This window comes from Leeia speluncae (assembly GCF_020564625.1).
GTDB classification, from domain to species: Bacteria; Pseudomonadota; Gammaproteobacteria; order Burkholderiales; family Leeiaceae; genus Leeia; species Leeia speluncae.
The window spans coordinates 177109-203052 of record NZ_JAJBZT010000003.1; the positions used below are offsets into that span (position 1 = coordinate 177109).

A 25944-nucleotide genomic window follows, 5' to 3' on the forward strand; every position below is an offset into this window, starting at 1 on the left:
TCATCTAGCATGTTGCGTAATCAAATCCGGATTATCGGCGGACAATGGCGCCGTCATCAACTAACCTTTCCGGATGGAGATGGCTTACGTCCCACCAGTGATCGCGTTAAAGAAACCTTATTTAACTGGCTAGGTCAAGATCTACATGGCAAGCACTGCCTAGATATGTTTTGTGGCAGTGGTGCACTCAGCTTTGAAGCTGCCTCACGTTTTGCAGCAAGAGTGCTAGGCTTTGAGCTCAATCAACGCGCCTACCGCCAACTACTGGATAATGCAAAAAAGCTAGGCGCCAGCCAAATTGAATTTCGTCAGGGAGATGTATTTAGACAGCTACCTGCGCTAAGAGAAAAGTTTGATGTGATTTTTGCCGACCCGCCATTTGCTGCAAACTTAGCAGCAGACGTGTTGGAAATTGCCAAACAAGTACTCAAGCCTAACGGTTATTTATATTTAGAAAGCGGCAAACTGCCTGAACTTTCTGATGAATGGGAAATTTTCCGCCAAGGCAAGGCGGGACAAGTGCACTATACCTTGTTAAAACTTGCCACCGCATCTGAGGCCTGATCCGGAAAGGCCAAAAAAGAATTTCTTTTTCCGGTTAATTTTTTGTTTTGATTCGAAGGAAGAACACCATGTCTTTGATGATTACTGATGAATGCATCAACTGTGACGTTTGTGAACCAGAATGTCCAAATGATGCGATCTCTCAAGGCGAAGAGATTTATCAGATCGATCCTGAAAAATGTACCGAATGTGTTGGCCACTATGATGAACCACAGTGCCAGCAAGTTTGTCCGGTTGACTGTATTCCGCATGACCCTAGCAAGCAAGAATCGCAAGAAGAATTGCATGCGAAATACGTGCGCATGCACGGCAGTAAGTAATAATTCCTCACTCATTGCCCTCTCTGCTATCGAAATTTTCCATCTGTGGGAACAAAAAATCCGTTTAGCACTCTTACCACAAGAGTGCTAAACTACTTTGCAGATAGAGATTATTCTGCTACAAATTGTTTAGCAGAAACCAAAAAAATCAAGGGAGGTTCTGATGACCGTTAATGCGACTCTACCTGTTGCGCTACATGCCAACAATCTGGAGAGCTATATTCACAGCGTGAATCAGATGCCAATGTTGACCCAGGAAGAAGAAGTCTCTCTGGCCGATAAGCTCCAAAAACACAATGACGTGGAGGCGGCTAGACAGTTAGTGCTTTCTCACCTGCGTGTTGTGGTATCGATTGCTCGCAGCTACTCTGGTTACGGCCTACAACAGGCTGACCTGATCCAAGAAGGTAATATTGGACTAATGAAAGCGGTAAAACGCTTCGACCCAAACCGTGGGGTGCGTCTATTTTCCTTTGCTGTTCATTGGATCAAGGCTGAAATCCACGAATTTATCTTAAAGAACTGGCGCCTTGTTCGTGTTGCGACAACAAAATCGCAACGCAAGCTATTCTTTAATCTTCGCAGCATGAAAACTGGCTTTTCTGCTTTAACCCCAAAAGAAGCAAATGATATTGCTGAACAACTTGGGGTGAAGCCAGAAGAAGTATTAGAAATGGAAATGCGCCTGAATGGGCAAGACATTTCTATCGAGCCACTAGAAACCGATCATGAAGATGCGGTTGCTCCGATTGCGTATTTGGCTGACGATGAAAACGAGCCAACCAAGCAATTAGAAAATAGAGCCGTAGCACTCTTGCAAGGCGAAGGCCTCATGAGCGCACTAGACAAGCTAGACCCACGTAGCCGACACATCGTTGAATCTCGTTGGTTAAGTGATGACAGTGGCGCCACCTTGCACGAACTAGCGGCAGAATATGGCGTATCAGCAGAGCGTATTCGCCAGATTGAAGTGAAAGCACTACAAAAAATGAAGCAGGAATTGGTGCTGCTAGCTAGCTAAATGCACTGCGTAGACTGTTTCACAAGAAAAAACCACCAACTTTGGTGGTTTTTTCACATTTATACGTCTGACCAACTATTCTTGCAGCAACAGATTCAAATCATGTACCCAGTTATCCACACCAAAACCTAGCGGTACATACAATCTCACCTTGCCCGACTTATCTAGCACATAACACCCTGCGGAATGATCCACTGAGTAATAGCTACTACCCGGTTCTTGGTGTTTACTGGCAATAAATTTATAAGCCGATTTAAACGCCTCATAATCGGCACCTTGCCCGCGTAGCGCCATAAAGCTTGGGTTAAACAACCTCACATAATCTTTTAAGATAGACGCAGAATCCCGCTCTGGATCTGCCGTAACAAACAATACTTGCACGCCAGAAAAGCTCGCCCCCATTTTTTTTGCCACTAGACTTAACTCACCCAAGGTAGTGGGGCAAACATCTGGGCAATGCGTATATCCAAAGAAGATAACCGTCACTTTGCCGTTAAAATCTTTCAGCTGCTTTATTTGCCCGTTAGTATCCGACAAACGAAAATCACCACCCATCGATGTACTAGAGACATCGGTAGCTTTAAAATCTGGCGCATTAGAACAGGCTGAAAGCAACAACAAGGCGAATGATGCAAGCAACAGTCTGGCTAGAGAAAAAATAGGCATATTCAGGCAATAAAATGAATTCGATCGCACATTGTATCGCAGGCAAGAACACCATCATTGCGACACATTGACACACTCAAGGGATAGCTTCCAACCAAATAGGCAACATGGTCACACACCACTTAGCTAATTGCGGTGCAAAACCGTGCTCCGGCTGCACCTCGTCAAGTCCTAGGCAAGATAAATAATGGTTCGAAAAGCCCTCTAACTGCAACAACAAGTGTCTATCTTGTTTAAATAGAAGCGCAATTCGTTCAGGCGAAGGTGCTTGCATATCCCCCATCCAAGCTTGCCACTGAACTAAGGTACGATAACGGCACAACTCAAACACCGCCTGGAGGTAATGCCCACTTCCCATCGGACCGGTAAACCAAAGTGGCGCAGGATATTCAAAATAAGGCTGAACCACCTTCGCGACTTGATCAAAGACCCCATGATCGCCTGCTAACACCCAAGGCATGCCTGCCGTAAATGCATCTGGCGGACATTGATCTAGACAAGAAACACCAACAGACTGAAAAGACTTTGCCGCGGTTAACACATCATCTAACCAGATTTGTCGTGAATCGATCACCATCACATCAGTACGATCACTCAGTAGCGCAGGAGATAGCCAATGCTCATCCGCCGACCGCACAACTAGCCCGCCACCTTGCTTTAGCCAATCGCTCAAACGCTCTTCATCACTGCAATCTGATACCAAGTCTCGTCGAGGCCATGCGGTCATCCACCATTGAGCAGGCATTCCTGATGCAGTATGGGCGATTCTCACTCAGCACTCCTTATGGATTGTTGCAAAGACTATAACAGAGGAAGACAGCTAACAGTTTGTTTTATAAGCGACATCTTTGCTTTTACATTTGAATTGCATGCATCATACATTCAGCCGCCTCTGCTCTAGCCCAATCACAAAATGACTTCACCGCGGGGCGCCGCTCTGCATCTGGCAAGCGAAGCAAGTGATATTGATATGGACCCGGTACGCGATGAGGCAGCACCTGAACTAATCTACCCGCCTTTAAATCATCTACTACCATCGGAAGCGACGCAATGGCCACTCCTTGGCCAGAAATGGCCGCTTCAATCGTTAAATAGGTATGAGAAAAACGTAGTCCAGTTACAGTCGCGGGAATTTTTACCCCTAATTCAGCCATCCACATGTGCCAATCAATCTGATCGGGAATACGACTTTCGGATTCATCATGCAACAAAGGCACACCCAATAAATCTTTTGGATGTGTAAATTTTTTGAACTTTTTTAGGAAAGAAGGACTCGAAACGGCACAAAATTCTTCGGCCATTAATATATCCGACATCAAACCATGGTAAGGTCCATTGCCCAAACGGATTGCCACATCCGTACCATCACGTAGAAAGTCTACGGGTGCTACGGAGGCTAACAATCTCAACTCAACCTCTGGCTCTTTTTCTCGCCAATGCCCTAATCTTGGCATCAGCCAGCGCGTGACTAAACTTGGTGTCGCAGAAACCGTCACCAACCGATCATCACTACCTCTGCTTTGCGCAACCTTAGATATAGTCTCAATCTGAGCCAAAAGCGGTCTAATGCTATCTGCGTATCGCTTGCCAGCAGGTGTTAAGACCAACCCTCTCGCTTGGCGTAAAAACAACTTTACGCCTAACCAGTTTTCCAAGAGCTTCACTTGATGCGCAACCGCACCTGCAGATAAGAATAGTTCTTGTCCTGCTCTTTGAAAGCTCTCATGGCGAGCAGCCACTTCAAACACTCTTACCGCGGCAATAGGAAGCGCAGACATTTATTTAAGCCCTAAAATTTTTTGGCCTCACAAGCAAAAATATCTGTTTGCGGAAACCATTGCAAGTGTCTAAAATTCGTTTTGAGTTTGCAAGAACTCGACTCTCTCCTCCAGGGTTCGGCAGATGAATAATCTGCCGATCCCCTGCTCCACTCTCTCTAGTCTGTTTTCAAATCACTATTAAGTAGTAAAGCAAAGATCATCGTCCAGTTAAGCGGTTTGACGCTTGGAGACATTAAGTCGCCATTTTACTGGATATTCATGACAAAAAGAATGCAAAGAGGTGACTGTGGAAACAAACAAAGGTTCATCGAACCGATGGCTAGGTTTTGTCTTAATACTGATTTCAGCCGCCAGTTTTGGGAGCATGGCACTTTTTGCCAACTTAGCTTACCAAGCAGGCACATCTCCTACTAGTCTTCTCATTTTGCGCTTTAGCATTGCGGCACTTCTTATGTTGCCAATTGTGATTTGGCGTGGTGCAAAATTTCCCCCGCGCAAGCATCTATTTGGCTATATGTTCATGGGGGCGGTTTTATACACCTTACAAGCTCAATCATATTTTACCGCGCTAAAGTACGCCTCTAGCGGCTTAGTTGCGCTATTACTTTATACATTCCCTGTGATGGTCACTTTACTCGTAGCGGTGCTTGGCTGGGAAAAACTCACAAAAGATAGAGTCCTACCGCTCTTTATTTCGATTATTGGCACCGCACTCACCTTAGGGCAGATTAACGGCTCTGCCTTAGGCATTTTGCTGTCTCTTTCTGCTGCCGTTTCTTATGCAGTGTATATCGTCATGGGCAGTCGCTTAAAAGGGGACTCGATGATGGGCACGCTGATTATTTTGGTAACGGCAGGCATTACTAATTCGATGCTATCGCTAAATGCAGGGTTTCAACCGCCACAAACCACGGTAGGTTGGACGGCGGTTTTTGCACTAGCCGCGATTGGCACTGTCCTTGCGGTTTCTACCTTTTTTATCGGCATGCGCTACACAGGACCTGGCCAAGCCTCAATTTTGTCGACCTTCGAACCGGTGATGACCATTGCGCTAGGCAGCCTTTTCTTGAATGAATCGTTTAGTAAGCAACAAATGCTAGGCGGGCTCTTTGTTTTGGTTGCGGTTGTCTTACTTGCAAAAGCGAAACCAGCAGAAAAACTTGCCACTATTCAGTAATACTGAATAAAAGCTGTTTGATTTCCGCTGCGAGATTCGTGCATTTGCGGTTAAAATAGCGTCCAATTAGAGAAATTGTAGGCAATCATTGCGGCTCACTTCATGGTGAACTCGGGAAAGGCGTAGCATGGAACGTGAATATATGGACTACGACGTTGTTGTCGTAGGGGGCGGACCTTCTGGTTTGTCTGCAGCTATTCGATTAAAACAACTTGCCAATGAAAAAGGGCAAGAGTTGTCGGTGGTTGTACTAGAAAAGGGTTCCGAAATTGGCGCGCACATTCTTTCTGGCGCCATTATGGACCCGAAAGCGCTGACCGAATTGATTCCAGACTGGAAAGAAAAAGGTGCCCCTTTAAATGCCGCGGTGACGGAAGATCGTTTTTTCTTCTTAACCGAAACAGAATCAATGCGCACGCCAAATTGGCTGCTTCCTTCTACGCTGCATAACGATGGCAACTATATTGTCAGCCTTGGTAACGTCTGTCGCTGGTTAGCACAAGAGGCTGAAGCCCTTGGCGTTGAGATTTTCCCAGGTTTTACTGCTTCGCAAGTGCTATTTGATAACGAAGGCACGACTGTACGTGGCGTAATTACTGGCGACATGGGTGTAGCGAAAGATGGCAGCGAAAAAGCAGAATACACCCCAGGAATGGAACTTCGCGGCAAGTACACTTTATTTGCAGAAGGCTGTCGTGGCCATTTAGGCAAACAACTGATCAAACAGTTTGGTCTAGACGAAGGCAAGGACGCACAGTCTTACAGCATTGGTATTAAAGAATTGTGGGACATTGACCCAGCCAAACATCAAGAAGGCTTGGCGATTCATACGGCTGGCTGGCCACTCAGTACCGACACATATGGCGGCAGCTTTTTATACCATGCAGAAAATAATCAAGTTTCCATTGGGATTGTCGTTGGTCTAGGTTACAGCAACCCTTACCTATCTCCATTTGAAGAATTCCAACGCTTAAAGCAACATCCTGAAATTCGCCAATATTTAGAAGGTGGCCGTCGCGTTGCGTATGGTGCACGTGCGATCGTGACGGGGGGTATTCAAGCCTTGCCAAAACTAACCTTCCCTGGTGGCGCGCTAGTGGGTGACGATGCGGGCTTCTTGAACGTACCACGCATTAAGGGTAGCCACGCAGCAATTAAGAGTGGCATGCTGGCAGCTGAAGCTGCATTTGACGCACTCGTTGCCGAACGCAGCCAAGATGAGCTAACCGCATACGCAAGTAGTTTTGAAAGCAGCTGGTTAGCAGACGAGCTACACAAAGCTCGTAACTTCAAACCATGGATGAGTAAAGGTGGTTTGTGGTGGGGCACTTTGTTGGCGGGCATGGACCAGAAATTATTTGGTGGCAATGCCCCTTGGACATTGCACAACACAAAACCAGATAGTGCAAAATTAAAACCAGCTGGCCAATGTGATCGAATTAACTATCCAAAACCGGATGGCAAAATTTCTTTTGATCGTCTCTCTTCTGTGTTCCTTTCAAACACCAACCATGAAGAAGATCAGCCTTGCCATCTCACCTTAAAAGATAGCAATGCGCCGATTGCACATAACCTAGCCGTTTACGATGCACCAGAACAACGTTACTGCCCTGCTGGCGTATATGAAATTGTGGCGGAAGAAGGTAAATCACCTAGATTGCAAATCAACGCGCAAAACTGCGTGCATTGCAAAACCTGTGATATTAAAGACCCGAGTCAAAATATTAATTGGATAGTGCCGGAGGGTGGTGGTGGCCCTAACTATCCAAACATGTAATCTGACGTTGATTCGTTGAAAAACAAAAAGCCTGCAAGTGACCAACCTGCAGGCTTTTTTATGTGTTGGCGTTGGCAATTATTTTTTGTTAGCTTGAATGTCTAAATCGGCAAAGCCAGGAACAATGGCTTGCATCGTGAGCATAAAGGTCTTTTGCATATTAATTCGCTGCATTCCTTCATGTAATTTTCTTTTATATTGTTGCCCACGTGGATTTTTCTGGAAGATCAGATAGACAGGCTTTTCTTCTACGATCTGTCCTTGGAATTCGAGTTTTGTCGTGTTTACGCCCGGCTCTTTTGAGAACTGTTGGTAGTAGGCAAAGACATACCTATCGATTAACGCCATATCAATCCGCCCTGCGGCAAGTTTTACCAGATTGTTTTCATCTGAAACCGCTAAGTCTAGGTTTGGGTCTCCCGCATTTAAGCGGCGATCAAACGCTGGCGTGTTAACATAGCCCTTCACCAAACCCACTCTGTAGTTGGCAAGTTCTTGTTCATCTTTCCACTGGATGATGCGATGAGTCGTTTTTGCAAAACCAATATGGCTTAAGGCAATTTGGTCTGAGAGATAACCATTTTTGCTACGCTCTGCTGAATAATAAGCAGGCATGTAACCAATGTATTTTCGGTTTTGCGAGCCATCTTTGACTGTTCGTTGCCAAGGTAGAAAATCATACTTTACCTCCACCCCGACTGATCGAAATGCTTCCGTCACCACCGCGGCAGCTGCACCTTGTGATGGTAATGCAGCCCCCATATATGGCGGCCATTCTGTGCCCGCGACCCAAACAGTTTCCGCCCCAGAAACCGTGGCTAGCAGCAATAAACTCCAAGCAAACCTTAGCATGCTTGACCTTTCTTTTTTAATTTTCACCGAGGATAAAAATAGCAAGAAGTCCGGTCAAGCATTATTCATGTTTCTGTCACAAAAAATACAACAGAATAGAAATTATTTACCTTCAAACCCTAGCAAAACATTGACAGCATTTACACCAATGTCTTCAACTGCGTAGCCTCCCTCCATCACAAACAGGGTTGGAGAAGCAATTTCTGCAATCATCTTACCCATGGTCAGATAATCACTATTTTCTAGTTTGAATTGGCTGATCGGATCATCCTTGAAAGTATCTACCCCCAACGACACCACCACCGCATCTGGTGCGTAAGCTTGTATTTTACGAATACCGTCTGCTAGTGCTTGCTCGTACATTGGCCATGCAGCGCCGTGAGGCAAAGGATAGTTATGATTAAAGCCAAAACCTGGCCCTGCGCCATATTCATCGGCAAACCCTAAGAAGTGCGGATACTCCACCATTGGGTCGCCATGAATGGAAACAAACATCACGTCTGCACGATCATAGAAAATACTTTGCGTGCCGTTTCCGTGGTGGTAATCCACATCTAAGATGGCAACTTTCTTGGCGCCGCGATCAAGCAAGGCTTGTGCTGCAATGGCTGCATTATTGAGATAGCAGTATCCGCCCATATAATCTGCTGCGGCATGATGGCCTGGTGGACGGCACAGCGCAAAAGCCGACTTCGCACCATTGGCCACTTCTTGCATGGCGGTCATGGCCACATTAGCACTTTGACGAATCGCCTCCCATGTACCCGCCGTGATTGGCACGCCGGCGTCCATCGCAAAGTAGCCCAATTTGCCATCAATATCTGCCGGGATACGATCGGTACGTAAACCGCGTACCGGCCAAACAAGAGGCAATGCATCATGCGAACGACCGAGTGCACTCCACTCTTTCCAAGCATTTTCTAAGAATTCGACATAAGCAGCGGAATGCACGCGTAGTAGCGGAGATTGACCAAACTCATCAGGACCACGCACTTCACCAAGCCCAACCGCCTTGACCCGGTCGAGTACCATGTCTGCACGACTTGGTTTCTCGAAACAAGGCTGCATTTTGCCATCCATTAATTCGGCTTGGCCGTAATGCAAACGATGTGTATCACTGTAAATGGTTAGCACGAGTATCTCCTGTTATTTGGCATGCTATCCCGGGGGATCCGGAAATTTTGGGTAAAAAAGACCCTATGCCACTTCTCAAGGAAGTTCATAGGGAATGTATTCGTCAAATGGGAGGCGGTTATATTCGCCCCCCCCAATCTTCCGTGGCTTACTTTTTCAGTTTCGTCCACACTTTGTCACGAAGTGCCAACGCTTTTGGTGAGCACACTTTATTTGGAACAAATCGGCTCTTATAAGCAGCAGGGGTATTCACCGCTGGGTCAGAGCGTAGCGATTCATCCATAAATTTATCAGCGCCTTTAATGGCGTTGTTGTAGCCAGTAAAGTTTGATGCAAGTGCAATGTTTTCTGGTGCCATCATCCAGTTCAGGAATTTCAAGGCGTTGTCTTTGTTCTTCGCACCTTTTGGAATGGCGAAGTTATCGTTCCAGAACGGCATACCTTCTTGCGGATACACGAAGACCGCTGACTTTAGCTTTTCTTTGGTTCGGTGAGCGGCACCATTCCATTGGTGATGCATAATCACCTCTTTGGCTTGCATGCGCTCAATCGTGCCGTCTGAGTTATACATCGCCAACATTGGTTTTTGTTTCATTAGAACGTCTAAGACCTTCTGTGCTTGTTTTGGATCTTCGGTACATTGATCAATCTTCAGGTACAGAGAGGCCGCCACAAACATGTCATTCATGTCATTTAATGCCACCACTTGGCCTTTTAGCGCTGCTGGTGGCTCGAAGAATGATTTCCAGCTTTCAGGCAATTTGCCACCTGGCACGCGCGCAGAATCATAAGTAAAGCCAGTTACCCCCCACATATATGGCGCACTGTAAGAACGGGTTGGGTCAAAAAATGGTTTGTTCAGTGGCGCTGTCACATTTTTGAAGTTAGGTAACTTATTGACTTCCACCTTATCCAGCAGCCCTTCAGCAATCATGATTTTCACCATGTAGTCTGAAGGAACGATCACATCGTAACCGGTTGCACCCGCTTTGAGCTTGGCTAACAGCGACTCGTTGCTGTCATAAACATCCAGATTCACTTTGACACCGGTGTCTTTCTCAAACTTTTTCAGTAGGTCTAGCGGGATATAATCTGACCAGTTATAGAGGTTTAGCTCTCCACCGGCATGCACCATACCCGACACCATTGAGCCAACCAGCAAGGCAATCACACGACGTTTCATTTCTCTCTCCTCAAGTAAATCACTCGATAAAAACGATAATCAACAGACTTTCTACTGGCGAGCTTTACCCACCAACCAAGACAACAGAACAAAAGCGATTGAAACTAGCAGCATCATGGCGGAAATCGCATTTACTTCTGGCGTGATGCCCATGCGAATCATGCCGAAGATATACACGGGTAGTGTTGTAGCGCCCGCACCTGCAACAAAAAAGGTAATCACAAAATCATCTAGCGAAATAATGAATGCCAACATGGCACCCGACACAATGCCTGGCATTAATAGCGGAAAAGTAATTCGCCAAAAGGTAATCCAAGGGGTGGCATACAAATCAGCAGCCGCCTCTTTATAACGCGGGTCCATCCCTTCTAACCTTGCACGAATCGGCATATAGGCAAACGGGATGCAAAATACCGTATGTGCCACCAAGACGGACAACATGCCCAGTTCTAAACCAATGGCGAGGAAGAACAGCAAAGTCGCCACGGCGGTCACAATCTCTGGCGCTAATAACGGTAACCCCAACATGGCATTTACGAATGACTGGCCACGGAATTTACCTGCAGACATCGCCAAAGCAGCCATGGTGGCAAAGGTGGTAGAAACAATCGTTGCCCCGGTAGCCACGATAAACGAGTTTTTCGCGGCTCTTAAAATGTTGGGGTTATCCCAAACGCGGGCATACCAATCTAATGAAAATCCACTCCAAATGGTCGCCACTTTGTTTGCGTTAAAAGAGAGAACAATTAAGATTAAGATTGGTAGGTACAAGTACACCAAGGCAAACCATGCGGTTGGGCCAACCCCTTTGAAACGCCACAAACGATTGCTTTGACTGATCATTTGCCTGCTCCCGGTGCACGTTTGAATCGAAGGTTGTAGGCCATCATCGCTAACATCACCATGGCTAGAAGCGCAAATGAGAGCGCGGCGCCAAACGGCCAGTTTCTCGCCCCGCCAAATTGGTTTTGAATCAAGTTACCAATCATCAAGCTTTTGCCACCGCCGAGTAGTTCGGGGATAAAGTACGATCCCAGCGCGGGGATCAGCACCAGCATACACCCAGCAACAATGCCCGGCATCGCTAAGGGCAAGATGACTCGGCGAAATGCCATCCAACGATTGGCCCCCAGATCAAAAGCGGCCTCAACCAATTTCCAATCCATTTTTTCTAGGCTGGTATAGATAGGCAAAATCATGAAGGGTAAAAAGGAATACACCAGACCAATTGCGACGGCGGTTGGGGTGTAAAGCAGGTTTAATTGTTCGTGCGTTAACCCCACCGCGCTAAGAAACTGCTCTGCCAAGCCTCCATTACGCAGCAACAACATCCAAGCAAAAGTGCGGACAAGTAAGTTGGTCCAAAATGGAATGGAAATGAGCAAAATCCAGCGGTTACGGGCTTTCTCATCTTTTAACGCGATATATAACGCGGTTGGAAACCCAATCAGTAAGGTGGCAATTGTTGCGCCACCAGCAAGAAGGAAAGAGCGAACAAAAATCCCGATATAATCGGTATTAAGCACCAACTGATCGTCTAAATCTCTTTCATATAAAAACTGGGTATAGCTTTCTAGTGAGTAATGCCCCCACTTCACCCCACCATAGGTATCAGGCTCTAAAAGCGACATCCATGCCATTAACCCCATTGGTAACACCATGAAAACAAACAAGGTAATCACGGTGGGTGCGAGTAAACCTGTTCGCCGCAATGCAGGACTTAGCATGATTAGTCCTCCAATACACGAATTGACTCAGTAAGAATGCCGACCCTGACGTTTGTCCCAACTGGGTAAGCGGCATTGGCGCCATAGTCATTTTGAAGACGAACTTGCATCATTGGCTGACCCGGCAGTGTGACGTGGTAAACCGTATCGGTCCCCATATAAACGACGTTGTCGATCACCCCAGGCAATCCACTTTCATCAAAGCAAAGGCGCTCTGGACGAATCGCCAGCGTAACGGGTTTACCCATCGTCAAACCACTGGTATTAAACGCTAAGGTACCCAGGCCATTTCCTAGATCTAAACCATCCGCCACAACGACCGCATTCAGAAAGTTTGTTTCACCAATAAAATCCGCGACAAAGCGATTCACCGGTGCATCATAAATTTCTGATGGTGTACCAATCTGCTGAACCACACCACCAGACAGCACAGCAATCCGGTCTGACATGGTGAGCGCTTCTTCTTGGTCGTGCGTCACAAAAATAAAGGTGATCCCTGTTTCACGTTGCAGACGTTTCAGTTCTACCTGCATTTCTTTACGCAACTTCAAATCAAGTGCGGAAAGCGACTCATCTAGTAACAGCACTTTGGGATGATTAGCCAGTGCTCTGGCTAATGCTACGCGCTGTTGTTGGCCGCCCGATAATTGGTTGGGCTTTCGATTACCCATCCCCTTTAATTTCACCAGCACCAGCATTTCTTCCACAATGCGATCAATTTCGCTGGCTGGCTTTTTTTGCATCTCTAAACCAAAGGCGATATTTTTGGCCACGGTTAAATGAGGAAATAAAGCATAGCTTTGAAAAACGGTATTAATTGGTCGCTCAAATGGCATCGAGCCTTCTAGCCGTTTGCCAAATAAACTAAGGTGGCCACTCGTCGGTTGCTCAAAGCCCGCAATTAACCTTAGCAAAGTGGTTTTACCACAGCCAGAAGGGCCTAAAAGCGTAAAAAACTCATTATCTTGTATATCTAACGATACAGAATCTAGCGCTTTGACCTGATCATCTCCTTGGCCAAAACACATCGATAATGCTTGAATTTGGATAGCGACTTGCCGCTGCTGCATCTTGCTCTCTCCTCGCGTGATGGGGTGACGGCGAAACAGATGTCATTTTTGCAGCAGTTAGGGCTTGGTGTGTCAGTGTGGAAGCGGCCAGCAAGGGGATAATTACGGCCAATGTATCGTAAAAACTTCTTAAGTAGTACTACTTAGTTAGCAAATTAAAAATTTGAGCGCGCGTGATGCAGAAAAAAGCTACCTAGAATCTCGCCATTCACTTGGAACTTTGCCCGACCAGCGATGAAAGGCATGACGAAAACTTGCCGTTTCGCTGTAGCCCAATTTTTCAGCTACTTCAGCGATACTCAAACGGGTATGGCTAAGATAATCTTGCGCTAATTCAAACCGAACTTTATCAATTAAGGTTTGGAAAGAGGTGTTGGCGGCAGCAAAGCGGCGGCGCAGCGTTCGCTCTGACATACAAAGCCCATCAGCCAATTTGGTTAATGTGTTGTATCGCTTAGGTTCCGCATGTAAGAGGCGTAATGCTTTAGCGACCACACCATGACCACTGGCTGTCTGCCACTCGCTAGCGAGTTGAGCACATTGCCGCCTTGCCATTAAATAGCTAACTGGCTCGGCCAGCGGCAAGGCTTGTGCTAACCATTCTTTTGGGAACACGAGTGCGTTAGTAGAGGTATCAAATGTCCCCTCCACGCCGAAAGCACTGATGTATTGCGATTGATGTTTAGGTGCCGCGTTAGCTACCTTCACCGCCACAGGCACAACCGGTGCCGACATCACATCACGAATAATGGCCCATAGCGAAGATAGACACATCTCACTATTCATCAAATACAAATCAGGCCGATAGTTGTAGCCTTTGGCGCACAAGTAGGCAAACTGATCATCCGTTTCTAGTGAAATATCAAAATAACTACCTAACAACAGCGGAAAATCTAACGCACACTGAATCGAATCGCCCAAAGTTGGACTGACGAGCATGGAATACCCCAGCATGCCATAGCTAGAAATATGCATAGCAGTGCCAATTTCCAAGCCAATCGAGGCATCTCCACTTTGCTCATACGCATTATGAAAGACGATCAGCTCTTGGGCGTGGCTAATCATCATGGCTGGCTGGCGCAAGTCATCCACCGCAATCCCGCTACCGCTTAGCAATGCGTCTACCTGTAGTCCTCGTTTTTGCATGAGCGAGACAGTCAGCGCAACGGTATGTAAATTAGCAGGCATTTGTGCGGCTTGGGTAAGCGGCATGGGCGTCTCTGTAATGATTAAATAACAAGCATCTTCCCAATGCTTCCTCACGGTGGACGAAGCAACGATATGACACAGCATAACGAAAATTCTAGGTTACTCACAACTGCCAACTACCCCCAAATCCGGAACCGGCGTAAAATAAGCACTTCATTTGATTCAATGACCGATTGGATATTCCACCGTGAGCCACACGCTGCAAAAATTGGTGTTAGCCAGTAATAACAAAGGAAAACTTGCCGAGTTTTCTGCCCTACTCGCACCAATGGAGATTGAGGTAATTCCGCAAGGCGCACTGAATGTGCCAGAAGCCGAAGAGCCGCACATTACCTTTTTAGAAAATGCACTCGCAAAGGCGCGTCACGCTAGTAAGCTAACCGGTTTACCTGCGCTAGCAGATGATTCGGGTATTTGTGTGCCAGCCTTGGGTAATGCTCCCGGCGTTTTTTCTGCACGCTATGCGGGAGAACCAAAATCTGACGAGCGCAACAATCAAAAATTAATTGCAGATTTAGCCTCACACAAAGACCGCACTGCTTTCTATTACTGCGTATTGGCACTGGTATTACATGCGGATGATCCTCGCCCAGTGATTGTCGATGGCAGTTGGTATGGTGTAGTGCAAGATATCGCAAGTGGCGATGGTGGTTTTGGCTATGACCCGCATTTTTATCTGCCCGCATTTAATTGCACAGCAGCAGCGTTACCAAAAGAGCAAAAAAATAGCATTTCCCACCGCGGCCAAGCGATTCAGGCATTGCTGACCAAGCTAAAAGAAAGCGGACTGACAAAATGAGTTTCACCCCTCCTACTTGGTGTCGTTCAGATGGTAGCCCCGTCTCTTGCGTCGAAAAAATTAAAGTATTAAATGAAAATATCGAAGAACTTCGTCAGATGGCGCAAGATGCGTTAGAAGACGCAGTGCTACTAGAATGTACGGAAGCCCAAATTAGGCAGGCACTGCACGATATGATCGATAGTCTAGTGAATCCGTACAAGGAAGCCGGCAAGTGAGCCAACCCATAGCCATGCCGGTAGGGAAAAGTAACTGGCAAATGACATCGCTGCCGCCCTTGTCACTTTACGTACATATCCCTTGGTGCTTAAAAAAGTGTCCTTATTGCGATTTTAACTCGCATGAAAAACGGGGTGACTTAGCCGAAGACGCCTATATTGATTCACTCATACTGGATTTAGAATCCGCCCTACCGCTTATTTGGGGCCGCCGTGTTATTACGATTTTCTTTGGTGGTGGCACGCCAAGCCTCTTATCGGCCAAAGGGTTAGATAGAATCTTAGAGGCGTTCCGGGCACGCTTGCGCATTCATACCGATGCGGAAATTACTCTAGAAGCCAATCCAGGCACGTTTGAAATCCAAAAATTCAAAGATTATCGGGCGGCGGGCATTACACGCTTATCCATTGGCATTCAAAGTTTTAACCAACGTCATCTCAAGGCTTTAGGCCGCGTGCACGATAGCGAAGAAGCCAAACGGGCGGTCAACATTGCCGCAGAAACGTTTGACACTTTTAACCTAGATCTCATGTATGGTCTTCCAAACCAAACCCTAGCGGAAGCCATGGAAGATATCGAGACGGCACTATCGTTCTCGCCCAAACATCTGTCGTGCTATCACCTAACGTTAGAACCGAACACGCTATTCTATCGCTATCCGCCAGAGTTACCGGATGATGATCTGACGGCGGATATGCAAGAATCGATCGAAAACCGACTAGCGGCAGCCGGCTTTGAACACTACGAGACATCCGCCTTCGCGCAAAAAGGACATCGTTGTCAGCATAATCTGAATTACTGGAGCTTTGGCGACTACCTAGGGATTGGCGCTGGCGCACATGGCAAGCTATCTTTCCACGACAAGATTTTGCGCCAAATACGCCATAAGCAACCAACGGCCTATATGGAAAACGTAGCAAACAGTAGCCAAATTTTAGAAGAACACGCGGTAGAGTTAACGGATTTACCGTTTGAATTTATGATGAATACCTTGCGGTTAACCGAAGGCTTCCCGGTTGAGCTCTTCGCTCAGCATACCGGATTACCTATTAACCGCGTCGGGAAAGCATTGCAAAACGCCGAATCAGAGGGGCTAATTACTCGAAATCATGAGATGATTACGCCAACTTTAAAAGGACAGCGTTTCCTTAACCAATTACTTCACCACTTTTTACCAGCCTAACGCACCCCATATGGCAAAGACTGGCAAAGAGTGATTTATCACCACCGGAGCTTAAAAAATGGCAAAAACCATCATCCATACAGACAATGCACCTAAAGCAATTGGCGCTTACTCACAAGCGGTAAAAGTAGGTGACACCGTGTACTTGTCTGGTCAGATTCCATTGGATCCTGCGACCATGGAAATCGTGGAAGGCATCGATGCACAAATCCATCAAATGTTTAAAAACCTAGCTGCAGTTGCTGAAGCAGCTGGCGGTTCTTTGGCCGACTTAGTTAAATTGAACATCTTCATGGTGGATTTGGCTAACTTCGCTAAAGTAAACGAAATCATGGCTGAGTATGTACCACAACCATTCCCAGCACGTGCAGCGGTTCAAGTATCTGCGCTACCACGCGGCTCGTTGATCGAAGCTGACGGCGTATTGTTCTTGGGTTAATCTCGAGCAATATAGCAATACCAAAAACCGCCTAAGTATCTTGCTTAGGCGGTTTTTTATTTCCCGATGCAAACACATCAACCATCTAATGCTAGGCATAGCAAACCGGCTACTACTATGGAATAATCCTGACTTATGTCAGAAGTCATTTCAGCTACGCCAGATCCCTTTCGTAAACTCGCCGGCTTTACCGATCCTAATCGCCAAAAGCTAGCCAAGCTCGGCCTTACACGGTTGGAAGATTTGGTATTGCATTTGCCACATCGTTACGAAGATGAAACGCAGTTGTATGGCATCACCGAAGCGCCGCATGATCGGGTCGTTGTCGTCGAAGGCCTCATCAAAAAAAGCGAAGTGCAAATTCGTCATCGCAGACAATTGATTGCCGAAGTAGCCGATAAAACGGGACGTTTAGTTGTCCGTTTTCTCAATTTCTATCCCTCACAGCAAAAGCAATGGCAAGTCGGTAAATCGGTTCGGTTAATCGGCGAAATTAAGCATGGTTTCTTTGGTTTGGAAATGGTGCACCCTCGCGCCAAGTTTAGTGGGCTAGATGCGCCACTGGGTAACCAATTTACCCCGGTTTACCCCACGACCAACGGACTCTCCCAAGACACCCTCGCGAAACTAGTTGGCATTGCATTAAAACATGTCCTGTTAGACGATACCTTGCCAGCCTCGATTGTCGGTGCGTATAAACTACCACCACTAGAAAAGAGCATCCGGTTCTTGCATTCGCCTCCGGTAGAGAGTGATTTATACCCCCTTACCGCCAAAACACACCCGGCTTGGAAACGGTTAAAGTTTGATGAGTTACTCGCACAGCAACTCACCCTCCTGTCTAACCGTGCCAAACGCAGAGAAGTTCCTGCGCCAATCCTTACGTCTACCGGTCAGTTAACTGGCCAACTATTAGCCAGCCTCCCCTTTGCGCTCACACCTGCACAAAGCCGCGTTGTTGACGAAATTTGCCGTGATTTAAGCCGCAATGTACCGATGCAACGTTTGCTGCAAGGGGATGTGGGTAGTGGTAAAACCATTGTCGCCGCACTCGCCGCTCTGCAAGCTGTCGAAAATGGCATGCAAGCTGCCTTTATGGCCCCCACCGAGTTACTAGCCGAACAACACTTCCGCAAGCTAACCGAGTGGCTAACGCCCATGGGTATCCGCATTGGCTGGGTATCTGGCAGCCAAAAGAAAAAAGAACGGGAAACCAACCTAGCGGCGATTTCATCAGGCGAAGTGCAAATTGCGGTAGGTACGCATGCACTTTTTCAAGACAAAGTCAGCTTTGCCAATTTGGCCTTATTACTGGTAGATGAACAACACCGATTTGGTGTCGGGCAGCGGCTACAACTTCGCAGCAAAGGCAGCGATGAAAACCGAGCACCGCATCAGCTAATGATGTCGGCAACACCTATCCCCCGTACCTTGGCGATGAGCTATTTTGCGGATTTGGATGTTTCTGTGATTGATGAACTTCCACCAGGTAGAACACCCATCGTCACCACCTTGTTAGATAACCGTAAGCGCGAACACTTGATAGAACGAGTGGGCGCCGCTTGCCGCCCCGCACCAGCAGGGCAAGGCGCGCAAGCCTATTGGGTTTGTCCGCTGATTGAAGAGTCTGAAGCATTACAACTACAGACCGCCGTTGCCACCCACGAAACACTTCAAGCGATGTTGCCCGACCTGCGTATTGGCTTAGTCCACGGCAAATTGCCACCAAGTGAAAAACAAGCGGTGATGCGATCATTCAAAGACCATGAGTTAGATATCTTGGTCGCAACCACCGTGATTGAAGTGGGCGTAGACGTGCCAAATGCCACGCTAATGGTGATCGACCACGCTGAACGGATGGGTTTAGCGCAACTACATCAATTACGTGGTCGAGTTGGACGCGGCAGCAAAGCAAGTTACTGTACTTTGCTATATCAAGCGCCATTAGGCGAAATCGCCCAAGCCCGACTAGACCTCATGCGCCGAAGCACAGATGGCTTCGAGATTGCGCGTGAAGACTTACACATTCGCGGCCCAGGTGAACTATTAGGCAACCGTCAAAGTGGCGTGCCATTACTGCGGTTTGCAGATCTAGAAAGAGATACGGATTTACTCGAAATTGCGAGAAATCTGGCGCCAAGATTATTAGCCGAGCAACCAGAAGTGGCTGCCGCCCATCTAGAAAGATGGATCGGCAACCGAACAGGTTTATTAGACGCCTAAAGTTTGTATTTTTGCAGAATATTCATTTGCTCACTCGCCAACTGATCTAGTCGGTTAGCGGTTGCTAAAGCTGCTTCGGCAGATGCACTCGCTTCTTCCGTCATTTGTGTGATGCGTTCAATCTGCACGGCGATATTGCTTGTTGCGGAACTTTGCTCATGAATGGCAAGCGCAATCTCTTCTACATTACTTGCTGTGTTTTCTGCCGCCTCGCCAATTTTTTCGATGGCACCACCTGCTTCATCGGCACGTTTCACACTGGCATTTACTTCTTCTAAAGTTAATTCCATTTGCTGACGCGCACTATTAGACAATTGGCGCATTTGGTTAATCGTGCCAGCAATTTCTTGTGTCGATAATGCAGTACGTTCCGCCAATTTTCTGACTTCATCTGCGACCACCGCAAACCCGCGCCCCTGCTCACCCGCCCTTGCCGCTTCAATGGCTGCATTTAATGCGAGTAGGTTGGTTTGGTCAGCCACTTCTTTAATCACGGCCAAGACGGCACCAATTTGGTTGCTTTGTTGATCGAGCAACTTTACCGTTTCATCGGTATTTTTTACCGTGGCAGAAATTCGGCGAATATCGTCAATCGTACTCCCAATAATTTGCGCCCCTGCAATGGCTAATTGGCCTGAAGTTTTCGCCAACCCTTGTGATTGATGAGACTGATCGGCCACTAGCTGAATACTCACGGCCATTTGCTCCGTCGTCGCGGCCACATTTTCTGTTGCATCACTTTGGGTATCCGATGCTTGGGCGAGTTGTTGCGCATTCGCCGTCATCTGATTTGCACTATTTGCCACTTCCTGAGAACTAGCCAACAGCACTTGCAGGTTTTGCTGCATACGATCAAGCAACTCATTTAAACCATGAATCGTTTTTCCGACCTCATCTTCCGTCGTTACTTTAGCTCGCTTCGTAAAGTCCAAAGTCGAACTCACCTCATGGACGGTTTGATATAGCGTATTTAGCCCACTACGAATCGTTAGGTATAGTTTAAACCCCATCCACGCAGAAAGAATCAACCCAGCCAGCGCCCCCCAGATAATGACTTGACGTCCAATCACCTCTGCTTTTTTTGCTGAATCCGCATTTTGCAAACCAAGCGCATTACTATGGCTAACCTGTGCTTCAAGATTGTCTTCTAACTGCTTCGCTTTTGGCGCCAAGACGTTCTTCATCAGTTTTTCTGCAGCGGCCAAATCACCCGAATTAGAAACTTCAATCGCCTCTTTTAATGACTGCTGGTAGCCGGCAAATGTCGCCAACGATACGCTGAGTAGTTTTTTGTCTTGTTCGTCGCTGAGATATTTTTCCTGATAAGTTTTTAGAAATTTTGTGACATTGGCGTCAGCGGCTTTCATTTCCGCTTCATAGCTATCTTTCGATGAAAGATCCGTCGTCAGCACAAATTTAATCATTGCCGCATTGACTTTAACGGCCTCAGCCTTGGCATTTTGCAATATAGATAGACTAGGCAGCGTATCGTTAAAGGCGGTATCAAGTTCTTTTCCAATGCTGCGCATTTGCAATATACCAGCCACACCGACCACCAACACGGAAGCCAACGCCACCGCAAATGCTACCAATGTTTTGCTCGCAATCTTCATGTATCCGCTCCTCTTTATTGGGCAGTTTTATTGTGTTTCTGATTGCGAGTATGGAAATCTCCCTTCTATATTCATACGCATTTTTTAAAGAAAACCTATACGCTCATGTAACCAACTGGTCAGTCAGTTAATCCGCCTTATATTCCGCTCGCTATTTCCCCCTTCACTCGGTGGATGTTTTTTTATTTTTAAAACATCTCGTCAAACGGTTGACAAAAATGCGGCAGCGCAACATCGAAAGTTGTTGATTTGCTTATTTTGTGCACATAAACTGCACGCAAACGATTGCGCAAACGTTTGCGTCATTGTTTTCTACCAAATAAAGTCAGAATAGACACTTAGGAGAACCTGATGAACTCACGCCGTTTTGCTTTAAAAACCTTAGCAGCGATCACCACTGTTGGTTTGTTCGCTAGCAGCAGTGCATTTGCTGATGCTGCACATCCAAAGGTCGCGCTAGTGATGAAATCCCTAGCAAATGAATTCTTCCAAACCATGCAAGATGGTGCGAAGGCTCATCAGAAACAGCACAGCAAAGATTACGCATTAGTGAGCAACGGTATTAAAGACGAAACCGATACCGCAGCACAGATCAAAATCGTTCAGCAAATGATGGTTGAAAAAGTAGATGCAATCGTGATTGCACCAGCAGACTCTAAAGCGCTAGTACCAGTGCTAAAAGAAGCCGTATCTAAAGGCATTATTGTTGTAAACATCGACAACAAACTTGATGCAGCAGCATTGAAAGAAAAAGGCATTACCGTACCGTTTGTTGGCCCAAACAACCGCACTGGCGCAAAACTAGTGGGTGACTACCTAGCAAAATCGATCAAAGCAGGCGATAAAGTAGCGATCCTAGAAGGTGTTTCTACCACCCTTAACGCGCAACAACGTACCCTAGGCTTCAAAGACGCGATGGCAGCAGCAAAAGCCAACGTAGTAAACGTGCAGTCTGGCGAATGGGAAATGGACAAAGCGAACACGATCGCTAGCGCAATGTTGCGTGAAACACCAGATCTAAAAGCGATCTTGGCGGGTAACGACAATATGGCACTAGGCGCAGTGGCGGCGATCAAAACTGCAGGCAAATCAGGCAAAGTAGCTGTTGTTGGTTACGATAACATCTCTGCTATCCAACCAATGCTAAAAGATGGCCGTGTATTAGCGACTGCAGATCAGTTTGGTGCACAACAAGCTGTGTTTGGTATTGAAACTGCATTAAAAGCAGTGAAAGCAAAAACACCGCAAAACAAACTGCCAGCAGTTGTTGAGACCAATGTTAAATTGGTAACCAAGTAATCTTGCTTTGATCCCGCTCGTTCTGCGAAATTGATCTGGCGGGATCAATGGAATACTACCATGACAAGTAGCGCACTCTTTCATGCATCTGGTATTGGCAAGCATTACGCAGGCCCGGTGCTACAGCATATTGACCTGACCCTGCACGCTGGCGAAGTCTTAGCACTCACCGGTGAAAATGGGGCGGGCAAAAGTACCCTATCAAAAATCATTGCGGGTTTAGTGACGCCAACTAGTGGCGTGATGCTATTAGATGGAAAAGACTTCCGCCCTGATAGCCGTAAATCGGCCGAGCAACAAGGCGTTCGGATGGTGTTGCAAGAGTTAGGGTTGATCTCTACCTTAACTGTTGCCGAAAACTTACTATTAGATCGTCTGCCAAACCGTGGCGGTTTTATTCGCAAACAAGCCATGCTGGACTTGGCGAAAAAGCAGATGGAAACCATTGGTTTAGGACATATCGATCCTGAAACCCCTGTTAGCCAATTAGGTATTGGCCACCAGCAAATGGTAGAGATTGCCCGCAACTTAGTGGGTAACTGCAAAGTGCTGATTCTAGACGAACCCAGTGCCATGCTAACCAACCGTGAAGTTGAGCATCTTTTTGAACAGATCGAAAAGCTCAAAGCACGTGGCGTTGGCATTATCTATATTTCACATCGCCTAGACGAACTCGAAAAAATTGCAGATCGTGTGACCGTACTTCGAGATGGCCACCTGATTGAAACACGTCCAATGAAAACCACCACACAAGACGAAATTGTTCGCTTGATGGTAGGTAAAGACGTACAAGAAAGCATGGACCGACCTCGCCGTCCAACTAGCGGACTCGCACTTAGCTGCAAACACCTAAGCCGTGGCAGTGCAGTAAAAGATGTCAGCCTAGATTTACATAATGGAGAGATTTTAGGCATCGCTGGGTTAGTTGGCTCTGGCCGTACCGAACTACTCCGCTTAATTTTTGGTGCAGACCAACGAGACAGTGGTGAGATCGCCCTCAAAAACCAATCTATTCCGATGAAGCATTCACCAGTTAAAGCGGTGAAAGCCGGCATTGGTTTGGTTACAGAAGACCGTAAAGCACAAGGGTTGCTGCTTAGCCAATCGATTCGAGTGAATACCACTTTAGCGAATCTTCCCGATGTTTCACAACGGACGTGGCTACAAGCCGCGAAAGAAATTCGCTTAGTCAGTGAAATGCGCGAACTGTTAGGCATCCGTAGCCACTCCATCGAGCAAACCACCGGAGAACTCTCTGGCGGTAATCAGCAAAAAGTGGTTTTTGCTCGCTGGATTCATCGCAATTGTGATGTGTTACTGTTAGATGAACCAACCCGTGGTGTAGATATCGGTGCACGTGCAGATATTTACAAAGAAATGGACAAGATGGCCGCCAATGGCAAAGCCCTCTTGATGGTGTCAAGTGACCTTCGTGAGTTGATGTCCGTCTGCGATCGAATTGCCGTCATGAGTGCGGGCAAACTCATAACCATTTTTGAGCGTGGCTCTTGGTCACAACAAGCCTTGCTAGAAGCCGCGTTTAGCGAATATAGCTCGATGAAGCATGGCGCAGCCACTGCACAAACCCATTAATTTTGCAGGAAAAACATCATGACCACCCAAAGTCAGACTGCTAACCAAGCCAGCCAACTAAAGCAGCAGCTTGGAAACTACCTAGGCCTCATCATTGCACTATTGCTCATGGTGGGTTTATTTAGTTATTTAAGTGAGTATTTTCTTAGTTTAGATACCTTCACCACCATTGCGAACGAAATCCCAGCCGTAGCAGTAATGGCCGTTGGCATGACCTTTATTCTTATCATCGGCGGTATTGATCTATCCGTTGGTTCGGTCATGGCACTTTCTAGTGCTGTAGCGGGTATTGCCATGCTGCAATGGCACTGGAGCTTATTCCCAGCCATGCTACTTGCCATGCTAACTGGCTTAGTTACCGGCATGATTAACGGGGTGATTTCAGTTGGCTGGCGTTTACCTTCTTTTATCGTCACCTTAGGCATGCTAGAAGTAGCACGTGGCGGAGCGTACATTGCAACCGACTCTAAAACCCAATATATCGGTAGCGCAATTGATTGGTTAAGTGCGCCGGTGGTTGGCCAATTGTCACCGTCTTTCTTTATTGCGATTGCAATTGTGATCATTGCCCAGATTATCTTGGTGAAAACTGTATTTGGCCGTTACATGATTGGTATTGGTACAAACGAAGAAGCCATTCGCTTAGCAGGTGTTGATCCTCGCCCAGTGAAAATCGCGGTGTTTGCCATTACCGGTTTATTAGCGGGTCTTGCCGGTATTATGCAAGCATCACGCCTTGAAGCAGCAGACCCGAACGCGGGGATTGGTGCAGAACTAGTCGTGATTGCAGCCGTTGTGATTGGTGGCACTAGCTTAATGGGTGGCCGTGGCTCAGTTGCCAACACATTCTTAGGTGTATTGCTCATTTCAGTGCTAGAAGCTGGATTGGCACAAATTGGTGCCTCAGAACCAACAAAGCGCATTATCACCGGTTGTGTAATTATTATTGCCGTTGTGCTAGATATGTACCGTGAACGTCGTCGTAACCGTCGCTCACACTAATCTGGCAATTTGCCAATTTAAATGCAATAAATACACAGTTGAAACACGCGGTTAACTCACCTAGCGTATACCAGAGCTACTATGGCAACCATTAAAGATGTCGCATTACATGCAGGCGTATCGGTCACCACCGTCTCACACGCGCTAAATGGCACTCGCTTTGTTAGCGAAGAGGCCAAGCAACGCATTGAGACGGCAGTAGCTACGCTAGGTTACGTGCCTAGTGCGATCGCAAGGAGTTTGAAACACAACTCCACCCGCACCCTAGGGATGATGATTCCAAATAATTCAAACCCCTACTTTGCGGAAATTATTCGCGGCGTAGAAAGCCAGTGTTTTGATGCGGGTTACAACCTTGTTTTATGTAATTCTGATAACGACCCAGAAAAACAGTCTTGCCATCTTCGCGTATTGGCAGAGCGGCGGATTGATGGGCTGATCTTAGTCGCTTCAGGCGCAGAAGCAGCACTAGCCAGCCAATTAGAAAGTCTCAACGTACCGCTGGTATTGGTCGATCGCAACATTATTGGCTTAGATAGCGATCTGGTTCAGGTAGACCATACATCGGGCAGCAAAATGGCGACAGACCATCTCATTCAACTCGGTCATCGTAATATTGCCTGTATTAGCGGCCCGGCAGGTTTAGCACCAAGCACAGAAAGACGTGCGGGCTGGAAATTAGCCCTACAAGCAGCAGGCATTGATCGTCGAGAAGGCGATGTGGCACGTGGTGACTTCACTAGCCGTGGCGGGTTCAATGCAATGCAAACCTTACTGGCAAGAAACGATCGTCCAACCGCTGTGTTTGTTTGTAACGATGTGATGGCAATTGGTGCAATGAGTGCGATTCACCAAGCAGGTTTATCCGTACCGGGTGATATCTCGATTGTTGGATTCGATGATATTGAATTAGCCGCGTATACCATCCCGCCACTTACTACCATTGCGCAGCCGAAAAAGGCGATTGGCGTGGGTACGGCAGAATTACTACTAGAGCGCTTGTCAGGTGGCCGTACGCAAACTCGCCAACTGATCTTGCAACCAGAATTAATTGTTCGGCAGTCTTCTGCCGCCCCTTCTACTCTTTCATGAT

The 25944-nt window shown here is 46.9% G+C and carries 25 protein-coding genes; 14 read left to right on the plus strand and 11 right to left on the minus strand.

What is annotated here, in order from left to right; genetic code table 11:
• Positions 1-9: 9 nt before the first annotated feature.
• From rsmD to rpoH, 3 genes are all read left to right on the plus strand, one after another.
• Positions 10-564 (plus strand): 16S rRNA (guanine(966)-N(2))-methyltransferase RsmD, encoded by a 555-nt coding sequence (gene rsmD / locus LIN78_RS06765; protein ID WP_227179827.1) that lies wholly within the window; start codon positions 10-12, stop codon positions 562-564.
• Positions 565-632: 68 nt separating this feature from the next.
• Positions 633-884 (plus strand): YfhL family 4Fe-4S dicluster ferredoxin, encoded by a 252-nt coding sequence (locus LIN78_RS06770; RefSeq protein WP_227179829.1) that lies wholly within the window; start codon positions 633-635, stop codon positions 882-884.
• A 163-nt stretch (positions 885-1047) separates the two neighbouring features.
• The gene (gene rpoH / locus LIN78_RS06775) at positions 1048-1905 is read left to right on the plus strand and encodes an RNA polymerase sigma factor RpoH (RefSeq protein ID WP_227179831.1); all 858 of its coding nucleotides are present in this window, start codon (positions 1048-1050) and stop codon (positions 1903-1905) included.
• Between the two features lie 75 nt (positions 1906-1980).
• On the opposite strand, the gene LIN78_RS06780 is transcribed toward rpoH, so the two are convergent.
• From LIN78_RS06780 to gcvA, 3 genes are all read right to left on the minus strand, one after another.
• The gene (locus LIN78_RS06780; protein ID WP_227179833.1) at positions 1981-2571 is read right to left on the minus strand and encodes an SCO family protein; all 591 of its coding nucleotides are present in this window, start codon (positions 2569-2571) and stop codon (positions 1981-1983) included.
• 76 nt (positions 2572-2647) lie between these two features.
• A complete protein-coding gene (locus LIN78_RS06785) occupies positions 2648-3343 on the minus strand; it encodes a hypothetical protein (protein WP_227179835.1) in 696 nt (231 codons plus the stop codon).
• Between the two features lie 82 nt (positions 3344-3425).
• Positions 3426-4349 carry a transcriptional regulator GcvA gene (gene gcvA, locus LIN78_RS06790; RefSeq protein ID WP_227179837.1) on the minus strand — a complete coding sequence of 308 codons (924 nt, stop codon included), beginning with the start codon at positions 4347-4349 and terminating at the stop codon, positions 3426-3428.
• A 289-nt stretch (positions 4350-4638) separates the two neighbouring features.
• Between gcvA and LIN78_RS18330 the strand changes: the two genes are divergently transcribed.
• Positions 4639-5529: a DMT family transporter gene (locus tag LIN78_RS18330; protein ID WP_227179838.1), complete on the plus strand. Its 891-nt coding sequence runs from the start codon at positions 4639-4641 to the stop codon at positions 5527-5529.
• A gap of 127 nt (positions 5530-5656) precedes the next feature.
• Positions 5657-7306 carry an electron transfer flavoprotein-ubiquinone oxidoreductase gene (locus tag LIN78_RS06800; RefSeq protein WP_227179839.1) on the plus strand — a complete coding sequence of 550 codons (1650 nt, stop codon included), beginning with the start codon at positions 5657-5659 and terminating at the stop codon, positions 7304-7306.
• Between the two features lie 78 nt (positions 7307-7384).
• Here LIN78_RS06800 and LIN78_RS06805 read toward each other — a convergent pair whose 3' ends face one another.
• The 7 genes from LIN78_RS06805 to LIN78_RS06835 form a co-directional block, all read right to left on the minus strand.
• Positions 7385-8158 (minus strand): substrate-binding periplasmic protein, encoded by a 774-nt coding sequence (locus LIN78_RS06805; RefSeq protein WP_227179840.1) that lies wholly within the window; start codon positions 8156-8158, stop codon positions 7385-7387.
• Between the two features lie 102 nt (positions 8159-8260).
• Positions 8261-9292: a histone deacetylase family protein gene (locus LIN78_RS06810; RefSeq protein ID WP_227179842.1), complete on the minus strand. Its 1032-nt coding sequence runs from the start codon at positions 9290-9292 to the stop codon at positions 8261-8263.
• A gap of 148 nt (positions 9293-9440) precedes the next feature.
• The gene (locus LIN78_RS06815) at positions 9441-10475 is read right to left on the minus strand and encodes an extracellular solute-binding protein (RefSeq protein ID WP_227179845.1); all 1035 of its coding nucleotides are present in this window, start codon (positions 10473-10475) and stop codon (positions 9441-9443) included.
• Between the two features lie 51 nt (positions 10476-10526).
• Positions 10527-11318, minus strand: a complete 792-nt coding sequence (locus LIN78_RS06820) for an ABC transporter permease (RefSeq protein ID WP_227179847.1) — start codon at positions 11316-11318, stop codon at positions 10527-10529.
• Positions 11315-12202 carry an ABC transporter permease gene (locus tag LIN78_RS06825; protein ID WP_227179849.1) on the minus strand — a complete coding sequence of 296 codons (888 nt, stop codon included), beginning with the start codon at positions 12200-12202 and terminating at the stop codon, positions 11315-11317. Before LIN78_RS06825 ends, LIN78_RS06820 begins: the two co-directional genes overlap by 4 nt.
• Before the next feature lie 2 nt (positions 12203-12204).
• Positions 12205-13272 carry an ABC transporter ATP-binding protein gene (locus LIN78_RS06830; RefSeq protein ID WP_227179851.1) on the minus strand — a complete coding sequence of 356 codons (1068 nt, stop codon included), beginning with the start codon at positions 13270-13272 and terminating at the stop codon, positions 12205-12207.
• Positions 13273-13461: 189 nt separating this feature from the next.
• Positions 13462-14484: an AraC family transcriptional regulator gene (locus LIN78_RS06835; protein ID WP_227179853.1), complete on the minus strand. Its 1023-nt coding sequence runs from the start codon at positions 14482-14484 to the stop codon at positions 13462-13464.
• Between the two features lie 184 nt (positions 14485-14668).
• Here LIN78_RS06835 and rdgB point away from each other — a divergent pair, with 184 nt between their 5' ends.
• The 5 genes from rdgB (at position 14669) to recG (ending at position 19344) form a co-directional block, all read left to right on the plus strand.
• Positions 14669-15280, plus strand: a complete 612-nt coding sequence (gene rdgB / locus LIN78_RS06840) for an RdgB/HAM1 family non-canonical purine NTP pyrophosphatase (protein ID WP_227179856.1) — start codon at positions 14669-14671, stop codon at positions 15278-15280.
• A complete protein-coding gene (locus LIN78_RS06845; protein WP_227179858.1) occupies positions 15277-15498 on the plus strand; it encodes a hypothetical protein in 222 nt (73 codons plus the stop codon). The genes rdgB and LIN78_RS06845 overlap by 4 nt, the downstream gene beginning before the upstream one ends.
• A 14-nt stretch (positions 15499-15512) precedes the next feature.
• A complete protein-coding gene (gene hemW / locus LIN78_RS06850) occupies positions 15513-16682 on the plus strand; it encodes a radical SAM family heme chaperone HemW (protein WP_227180243.1) in 1170 nt (389 codons plus the stop codon).
• Positions 16683-16740: 58 nt separating this feature from the next.
• Positions 16741-17121 (plus strand): deaminase RidA, encoded by a 381-nt coding sequence (gene ridA / locus LIN78_RS06855; protein WP_227179861.1) that lies wholly within the window; start codon positions 16741-16743, stop codon positions 17119-17121.
• A gap of 135 nt (positions 17122-17256) precedes the next feature.
• A complete protein-coding gene (gene recG / locus LIN78_RS06860; protein ID WP_227179863.1) occupies positions 17257-19344 on the plus strand; it encodes an ATP-dependent DNA helicase RecG in 2088 nt (695 codons plus the stop codon).
• On the opposite strand, the gene LIN78_RS06865 is transcribed toward recG, so the two are convergent.
• Complete coding sequence (locus LIN78_RS06865; RefSeq protein ID WP_227179864.1) at positions 19341-20957, minus strand: methyl-accepting chemotaxis protein; 1617 nt, start codon at positions 20955-20957, stop codon at positions 19341-19343. The genes recG and LIN78_RS06865 overlap by 4 nt on opposite strands.
• A 351-nt stretch (positions 20958-21308) precedes the next feature.
• On the opposite strand from LIN78_RS06865, the gene LIN78_RS06870 reads away from it, so the two are divergent.
• The 4 genes from LIN78_RS06870 to LIN78_RS06885 all read left to right on the plus strand — a co-directional run bounded on the left by LIN78_RS06870 (position 21309) and on the right by LIN78_RS06885 (position 25943).
• Positions 21309-22256: a sugar ABC transporter substrate-binding protein gene (locus tag LIN78_RS06870; RefSeq protein WP_227179866.1), complete on the plus strand. Its 948-nt coding sequence runs from the start codon at positions 21309-21311 to the stop codon at positions 22254-22256.
• 60 nt (positions 22257-22316) lie between these two features.
• Positions 22317-23849 carry a sugar ABC transporter ATP-binding protein gene (locus LIN78_RS06875; protein ID WP_227179868.1) on the plus strand — a complete coding sequence of 511 codons (1533 nt, stop codon included), beginning with the start codon at positions 22317-22319 and terminating at the stop codon, positions 23847-23849.
• A gap of 18 nt (positions 23850-23867) precedes the next feature.
• On the plus strand, positions 23868-24851 hold the full coding sequence (locus tag LIN78_RS06880; RefSeq protein ID WP_227179870.1) for an ABC transporter permease: 984 nt from the start codon (positions 23868-23870) through the stop codon (positions 24849-24851).
• An 81-nt stretch (positions 24852-24932) separates the two neighbouring features.
• Complete coding sequence (locus tag LIN78_RS06885; protein WP_227179873.1) at positions 24933-25943, plus strand: LacI family DNA-binding transcriptional regulator; 1011 nt, start codon at positions 24933-24935, stop codon at positions 25941-25943.
• Position 25944: the final 1 nt, after the last annotated feature.